The organism is Dactylosporangium sp. NPDC005572 (genome assembly GCF_040605515.1).
Lineage (GTDB): Bacteria > Actinomycetota > Actinomycetes > Mycobacteriales > Micromonosporaceae > Dactylosporangium.
On sequence record NZ_JBEXCY010000354.1, the window covers coordinates 1 to 6,791 of the forward strand.

At 75.6% G+C, this 6,791-nt stretch carries 12 protein-coding genes; 2 read left to right on the forward strand and 10 right to left on the reverse strand.

Going from position 1 to position 6,791, the window contains the following annotated elements:
* On the forward strand, positions 1-280 hold a 280-nt coding region (locus ABZS66_RS59590), incomplete at its 5' end, for a hypothetical protein (protein ID WP_354773543.1).
* Positions 252-1,604 carry a WD40 repeat domain-containing protein gene (locus tag ABZS66_RS59595; protein WP_354773545.1) on the forward strand — a complete coding sequence of 451 codons (1,353 nt, stop codon included), beginning with the start codon at positions 252-254 and terminating at the stop codon, positions 1,602-1,604. The genes ABZS66_RS59590 and ABZS66_RS59595, both read left to right, overlap by 29 nt.
* Here the strand turns inward: ABZS66_RS59595 and ABZS66_RS59600 are convergent.
* Genes ABZS66_RS59600 through ABZS66_RS59645 form a run of 10 tightly spaced genes read right to left on the reverse strand, consistent with a single transcriptional unit; the run spans position 1,601 to position 6,524 of the window.
* Positions 1,601-1,882: a gas vesicle protein K gene (locus ABZS66_RS59600; RefSeq protein WP_354773547.1), complete on the reverse strand. Its 282-nt coding sequence runs from the start codon at positions 1,880-1,882 to the stop codon at positions 1,601-1,603. The genes ABZS66_RS59595 and ABZS66_RS59600 overlap by 4 nt on opposite strands.
* A complete protein-coding gene (locus ABZS66_RS59605) occupies positions 1,879-2,073 on the reverse strand; it encodes a gas vesicle protein (RefSeq protein ID WP_354773549.1) in 195 nt (64 codons plus the stop codon). Before ABZS66_RS59605 ends, ABZS66_RS59600 begins: the two co-directional genes overlap by 4 nt.
* Positions 2,070-2,927, reverse strand: coding sequence for a GvpL/GvpF family gas vesicle protein (locus ABZS66_RS59610; RefSeq protein ID WP_354773551.1), 858 nt, complete (start codon positions 2,925-2,927; stop codon positions 2,070-2,072). Before ABZS66_RS59610 ends, ABZS66_RS59605 begins: the two co-directional genes overlap by 4 nt.
* Positions 2,920-3,261: a gas vesicle protein GvpJ gene (gene gvpJ / locus ABZS66_RS59615; protein ID WP_354773553.1), complete on the reverse strand. Its 342-nt coding sequence runs from the start codon at positions 3,259-3,261 to the stop codon at positions 2,920-2,922. Before gvpJ (ABZS66_RS59615) ends, ABZS66_RS59610 begins: the two co-directional genes overlap by 8 nt.
* Position 3,262: 1 nt before the next feature.
* Entirely contained in the window at positions 3,263-3,556 is a 294-nt protein-coding gene (gene gvpO, locus ABZS66_RS59620; RefSeq protein ID WP_354773555.1) for a gas vesicle protein GvpO, read from the reverse strand.
* A 3-nt stretch (positions 3,557-3,559) separates the two neighbouring features.
* A complete protein-coding gene (locus ABZS66_RS59625) occupies positions 3,560-3,802 on the reverse strand; it encodes a gas vesicle protein GvpG (protein ID WP_354773557.1) in 243 nt (80 codons plus the stop codon).
* A 2-nt stretch (positions 3,803-3,804) separates the two neighbouring features.
* The gene (locus ABZS66_RS59630; protein ID WP_354773559.1) at positions 3,805-4,551 is read right to left on the reverse strand and encodes a GvpL/GvpF family gas vesicle protein; all 747 of its coding nucleotides are present in this window, start codon (positions 4,549-4,551) and stop codon (positions 3,805-3,807) included.
* Between the two features lies 1 nt (position 4,552).
* Positions 4,553-4,948 carry a gas vesicle protein GvpJ gene (gene gvpJ / locus ABZS66_RS59635; protein WP_354773565.1) on the reverse strand — a complete coding sequence of 132 codons (396 nt, stop codon included), beginning with the start codon at positions 4,946-4,948 and terminating at the stop codon, positions 4,553-4,555.
* An 8-nt stretch (positions 4,949-4,956) separates the two neighbouring features.
* A complete protein-coding gene (locus tag ABZS66_RS59640; RefSeq protein ID WP_354773561.1) occupies positions 4,957-5,979 on the reverse strand; it encodes an SRPBCC family protein in 1,023 nt (340 codons plus the stop codon).
* Entirely contained in the window at positions 5,976-6,524 is a 549-nt protein-coding gene (locus tag ABZS66_RS59645) for a hypothetical protein (protein ID WP_354773563.1), read from the reverse strand. The genes ABZS66_RS59640 and ABZS66_RS59645 overlap by 4 nt, the downstream gene beginning before the upstream one ends.
* Between the last annotated feature and the right edge of the window lie 267 nt (positions 6,525-6,791).

Here is a 6,791-nt window from a genome sequence, read left to right on the forward strand (position 1 = left end):
CGACCTGAGCCGGTTCCTGCCGTCGTACCTCGTCGACAAGCTGGAGCTGGCCACCCGGAGGAGCCCGGACGACGTGCGGCTGCTGCGGCGGGCCCGGAAGCTGCGCGAGTCCGCGTCGCGGTCCGACGCGGCCCGGCACCGGGTCATGCGGGCGTTCAGCGACCGGCTGAAGCTCTTCGACCAGAAGTACCCGCCGGTGGACCGCCAGCGGCTGGACCCCGGCGGACCGGGCATGTTCTACTCCCCGGGAGATGACGGCGACGACAGACGCTGGGTATGACCCGCAGGCCGGAGCGTTCGGCTGGCCGATCCTGGTCGCCCAGGCCGGCCGGCACGGCAACCGCGAGGTGATGCTGCCGGCGCGCCTCGGCCGCGAGCTGACCCGGTCCGTCCTCGGCGGGCTGATGTCCGCCGACGAGGAGCCCACGGCGACGAAGCAGGCGACGAAGCAGGTGCCGGTGACCGCCGCCGACGGCACCGCGTACACCCTGGTCAGCCGGCGGGTGCGGGCCACGTCGGACGGCGCCGCCCGGGTCTGGGACCTGCGGTCCCGGCGGCCGCCCGGAGTCCTCGCCGGCCACACCGGCCTCGTCAGCGGGGTGTCGCTCAGCGGCGACGGCCGGATCGCGGCCACCGCCGGATGGGACTTCACCCTGCGGACCTGGGAGACCGGCACCGGTGCGCAGCTCGCGCTCGTCACCGACCCGGACCGCCGGTTCAGCGGATGCTGCCTCACCGCGGACGGCGAGACCCTCGCCGCGACCGGCTTCGACGGCACGGTGGGCGTCTACGACCCGCGCACCGGCGAGCCCCGGGCGCGCGTGCGCGTCCCGGTCAACCTGCCCGGCGCGATCGCGGTCGACGCCGGCGCGACCGTCGTCTTCGCCGGCGGCCAGGACGGTACGGTCCGGCGGGTCCGCCCGGAGCGGGACGAGCTCGACCCGCTCGACGGGCACGAGGGGCCGGTGACTGCCCTGGCGCTGAGCCCGGACGGCCGGCTGCTCGCCAGCGCCGGCCGCGACGGCGTGGTCGTCGTCTGGGACGTCGAGCGGGCCGCGCCGGTGGCCCGCCTGCTCGGACACCACCACGGCGCGACGACCTGCGCCTTCCTCGACGCCACCCGGGTGCTGACGTCGGGCTGGGACGGCGCCGTGCACCTCTGGGACCTCCCGAACCGCACCACCGAGCCCGTCTGGCAGGACGAGTCGGCGATCCGCGCGCTCGCCGTCGTCAGCGGCGTCGTGGTGGTGGTGAGCAGCCAGGACGGCGTCATCACGGCGCTCGACCCGACCGGCGCCACCGCCCCCGTCCGGCTGGCCGCCGCGGACGGCCACGTGGACACCGTGGCCAGTGCCGCCCACGCGCCGGTGCTCATCACCGGCAGCACCAACGACGTCCTCGGCGGCGTGCCGGTCCGGGACGGGTTCGGGCGGCCCGCCACCTTCACCGAGGGCCTGCTCGTGCCGGGCGCCGGCCTTGACGGCGAGCTGCCGCCGTCGATCTGGGACCGCGTCCACGCCGAGGCGCTGACCGCGCTGGGGATCGTCTCGGCCGACCCGAGCGGGCGCACGATCGTCGGCGCCCCGCGCATCGCCCTCGGTTAGCGGCGGTCGGCGTCGGTGATGCCGAGCGGGCCCAGGTCGATGTTCAGGTCCGCCGGGGACAGGCCGAACTGCTCGCGGAGCTCGGTCATGTGTTCCTCCAGGGCCATCAGCGTCGCGCCGATCTCCTCGATCTGGTCGTCCGTCAGGCCGCCGGCGTCGATGCGGCGCAGGGCCTGGCGCTCCATCAGCTGGCGGACCAGCTCGATGACGGTGAGGACCAGGGACGCGAAGCCCTGCTCCAGCTTGTCGCGGTCGAGCTCGATGCGGTCGCCGGTCACGGTGGCGGCTCCTGCGGCGGGTGGACCGTGGCGGCCGAGGCGATGAGCGCGCGCAGCGACACGTACACCAGGTCGACGCCCGCGATCGACAGGGTCACCTCGCCGGTGATGACGACGCCGGTGGCCAGGAGGCGGTCGAGCAGGTCGGCGAGGGCGACCCGCTCGGGCACCGCCACGGTGCCGCTGCTCACGGCTCGCCCCGGGCGCGGGGCTCTTCCCCGGCGGCGGGCTCGTCACCGGCGGCGGGCTCGTCACCGGCGGCCGTGAAGGAGTACGGGGGCCACGGGCCGGTCAGCTCGACGTCGAGCTCGGCGTGCCGCCCCGCGTGCGCGGCGACGGCCTCCGTGAAGCCGGCCGAGCCGCGCTCGTCCACCAGGTACGCGGCGTTGAGCACCATCGGCTCGGGGCGGCCGGTGAGGCGGCGGTCCTGCGGCGGGTGGCGGCGGGCCGCCTCGGCGCGGGCCTCGAGCGCGCTGTGGATCTCCTCGGCGCCCTCGGCGGCACGCTGCTGCCACTCGTCGTCGGCGGACAGCTGCGCCCGGCGCCGCCGGAGGTACTCCGTCCCCGGACGGCCGGTCGCCGGTGCCGGGGCGGGTGCCGACGCCGGCGTACTGAACATCTTCACGCCCCACTCGGTGCGGCCGGTCAGGCGCGACAGGGTGGCGTCGAGGTCGGTGCGCCGCTCGGCCAGCATCGACCGGACGCCGGCAGCGTCGTGGTACACGGTGGCGAGGCGGGCCGGGACGACCGTGCCGGCGGCGCCCAGTGCCGCGACGACGGCGTGGTGGGACCGGGCCACCTCCTCCAGCCAGGCCAGGTCCTCCAGGTTGCGGCGCAGCGCGTCCTCATCGAACCGGCCCAGGTCGACCGGGCTGACCACCGCGGCCAGGCCGGCCGCCTCGACCGTGCGCACCGCGGCGCCACCGACCCCGGTGAGGCCGCCGGGCCGGTCGGGCCCGCCGGCCCGGGTCACCGCGTGCAGCCAGAGGCCCTCGCCCCTGGCACCCGCGTCCCTGGCACCCGCGTCCCTGGCACCCTCATCCATGGCGCGCCTTCCGCGGCGCCGGGAGCGGCTCCGCCGGGGCGTCGGCGGGCAGCGCCTCGCCCTTCCGCGGCGCCGGAAGCGCCTCGCGGGCCTGTGACGAGAGCCAGGGGTCGTGCTCCCACCAGTCGATGCCCATCTCGCGGGCGGTGTCGACCGACGCGACGACCAGCCGCAGCTTGAGCGTGAGCAGTTCGATGTCGAGCAGGCTCACCCGGATGTCGCCGACGATGACGATGCCGCGGTCGAGCACCCGTTCCAGGATGTCGCCGAGGTTTGCCGGCTCGTGCCCGGTCGTCGCGACCGCCCGGCTGTTGCCGTAGGACAGCTGGCTCATGTCAGGCCACCTTGTCGTCGCCCTTGCCCCTGGGGTACCGCCGAATCCTCCGCAGTCCGATGAGCGCACCGTCCTCCGTCACTTCGGCCCGGTAGGTCGCGAGGATGTCGCTGGACGACGGGATGCGCTCGTCCTCGACCACCTCGACCTCGACCACCCAGCCGTCGTCGCCGGGTTCCAGGGCGGTGATGCCCGAGGGCGGCTTGCCGGTCAGCTCGGCGACGTCGCGCAGCACCGCCCGGGCGACCGCGCCCGGCCCGCGGGCCCGCCGGTCGTCCTCGTCGTAGCGGGGCATGGGTCATCCCTCCTCAGCGCCGGACGGCCGCACCAGCCGGCCGACGAGCTCGCGCTCGCGGCGGTCCGCGTCCGCCGGGTCGATCCGGCCGGCGGCCCGGGCCTCGGCGACCTCCTCCAGCTCCCGCCGGATCACCGCCGGGTCGTACAGCTGGTGCTCGACCTGCTCGCGCAGTATGTCGCCCACCCAGACCACGGCCCGGACCGGCGCGAGCGGGAAGGTCAGGATGGCGCCGACGAGTCCCACGGCTACGCCGCCTCCGTGAAGTCGTACGGTGCCAGCGGGCCCAGCAGCCGCACCTCGGCCCGGCCGGCCCAGCGCCGGGCCAGGTCCTCCACCGCCCGCACGAGCTGCCGTTCACGCCGCGTCTCGGCGAGGACGGCGACGTTCGCGGCGCCGAACTCGCCGACCGGCTCCCGCTCGACGGTGGCGGTCGCGGCCGGTGCGAGGGCGTCGACAACCGCCTGCGCGTCGGCTTGGCGCCGGGCGTCGATCGCCGCGCCGATCGCCTCGCCGAGCTCGATACGCTCCTCCCGGGTGGTCCCCTCGGGGCGGTCGCGGACGGCGGCGCGCAGCCGCTCCAGCCGCGGGTCGGCGGCGATGACCTCCCGCAGCACGGCGTCCTCGGCGTACTTCGCGGTCACCACGTACTCCGCCTTGCCGTCGAGCCGGCCGAGGGTCGCGGCGAACTCGTCGTGGTGCGGCACCAGGAGCTCGTCCACAATGGACTGCCGATCCGTCAGTACCGCGCCGAAGCGCACCGGCACCACCGGTACCACCGCCGCCGTGGCGTCCAGGAGCTGCTCGTGGGCCAGCAGGTCGTCGGGCGTGCCGAGCGGCCGGGCGCGGTCCACTTCGGACACCAGCGCCGCGACCCGGCCGTGCCGCACCACGGTCACCGGCGCGTCCCCGCCCACGCCGCGGGCCTCGGGGTCGGTCTCGACGTCGGCGGGGACGATACCGTAGACGTAGGTCCCGGTGGCCGTCGTCACCATGTCACGCCTCCTCCCGGCGCCGGCGGCGCGGCACGCGCTCGGGTTCGGGTTCGGGCTCGTCGCCGACGTCGAGCACGTCGCGGACCTTCTCGCCGGCCGCCTCCAGCACGCCCTTCGTCTTGTGCTTGGCGCCGCCCTCCGCCATGTCGCCCATGAGCTCCGGCAGGCCGGCCTTCTCCTGGGCGATGTCGAGGCGGTTGACCGCCTCGGCGAAGCGCAGGTAGGTGTCGACGCTGGCCACGACGACCCGCGCGTCGATCGTCAGCAGCTCGATGCCGACGAGCGAGACGCGCACGTACGCGTCGATGACGATGCCCTTGTCGAGGATGGTGTCGAGCACGTCGGCGAGCGACGCCGAGTTCGGCCGGTCGACCACGCCGCCGCCGCGCTGCTGCATCGCGGTGCTCATCGCTTGCTCCCCACGCGTTGCGGCCGCGCCCGCTCGGGTTCCTCACGGACGTTGCGCCGCCCCTGCTGCTTGCGGACCGCGCGCTCCCCGCGCTCCCGGTCCTCCTCCGCGCGCGGTGCGGGCGCACGCTCCTGTTCCTCTTCCTCGCGTTCCTCGCCGCCCGCCTCCTCGCGGGCCTGTGCCTCGCGGTCCTCCTCCTCGCGCATGGCGGTCTCGTGGTCCTTGACGACCTCGCCGTCGCGGATCTCGCCCCGCCAGCCCTCGACGGCGTCCGGGTCGAGCATCGTCTGGGTCATGACGTGCCGCCGGAAGTGCTTGAACTCCAGCCGGGCCCGGCGGCCCTGGGCCCGCCACAGGTTCCCGGTGCCCTCGAAGAAGCCCTGCGGGTGGTACTCCAGGACCAGCAGGATCCGCGTCAGGTTCGGCGCCAGCTCGTGGAACGTGACCGCGCCGTCGACGTGACCCTTCGCGCCCTTGGAGCGCCAGACGATGCACTCGTCGGGGACCTGCTGGACGATCGTCGCCTCCCAGGTGCGGTGCGACCAGAAGACCTGGGCCTTCCAGTTGGTCTTCTCGTCCGACTCCTGCTCGACGCTCTCGACCTTCTTCATGAAGCTGGGGAAGTCGCCGAACTGCGTCCACTGGTTGTACGCGACCCGCACCGGCACGCCGACGTCCAGCGTCTCCTCGATGTTGGTGACCTTCAGCTTGCGGCCCTTCGCGCCCTTCGCGCCCTTGCCGCCGCCGAAGAACCCCTTCACCTTCTCCTTGAGGCCGGCCCACCCGCCGGAGACCATGGCCCCGGCCGGCGACTTGCCCTCGGCCACCTTCTGCGCGCCCGTCACCGCCGCGGCGAGGCCGGCGCCGCCCTCGCCACCGCTGGCGTACTCGGTCAGGCGGTCCGTCAGCCCGCTGACCTTCCGGCCGGCCGCGGCGACCACCCGGCGGCCGGCGACACCGGCGAGCTCACGCCCGCTGCGGGCCAGCACCTCGGCGACGCTGCTCGGCTGCCCGGTCATCGGCTCGTCCCCCTCCGCCGCACCGGCGGACGGGTCCGCGACCGGGCGCCGGCCATCACGGGCTCCGGCTCCTCCTCTTCCGCCTCGTCGTACTCGTCGCGCTCCTCGTACTCGTCGCGGAGCTCGTCCTCGTCGCGCCGCTCCCGGCGGCGGGGCTGCTCCTCGCCGCGCGGCTCCCGGCGGCGGGGCCGATCCTCGCCGCGTTCGAGGTCGCGCTCGTCGCCGCGGTCCTCGCCGCGGTCCTCGCCGCGGACGCCGTCCGTGCGGTCCCGGAGCCGGTCGGTCACCGAGCCGAGCCGGCCCGTCACCGCGGCCTTGGCGGCGTCCTTCGTGGCGGCGACGAGCGGCCCGCCCATCTCACCGAGCTTGTGGAGCTCCTCCGACGAGCCCAGCGCCCGGACGCCGTGCTGCAGCACGCCACCGGGACGGCTGAGCCGGCCGGTGGCCGCCGCCGCGGCCAGCATCAGGCCCCAGCGCAACTTGTGCTGCCGCCCGAGCAGGTACCCGATCCCGGCGGCCAGCACGACCTGCGTCCTGCAGTTCATCAGCCTCTCCCTTCGGCCTGGCGGCCGGCCGGAGGGTGGCCGTTGGGGTACGGCAGGGGTCTGGCGGCCGGCGCCTGCGGAGATCGTCCGGCCTACCCCCACCCGCGGGAGTGAAACCCGCAGGAGTGAAACCTGTGGCGGGGGGGCGGCGGGGGGGGGGCGCCGCCCCCCGGCGGGGGGGGGGGTGGGGGCGGAGGGGGGGGGGGGGTGGGGGGCGCCGCCCAAACCGAGAAACGGGGGGGGGGGGGGAGGGGGGGTTAGAGTGGG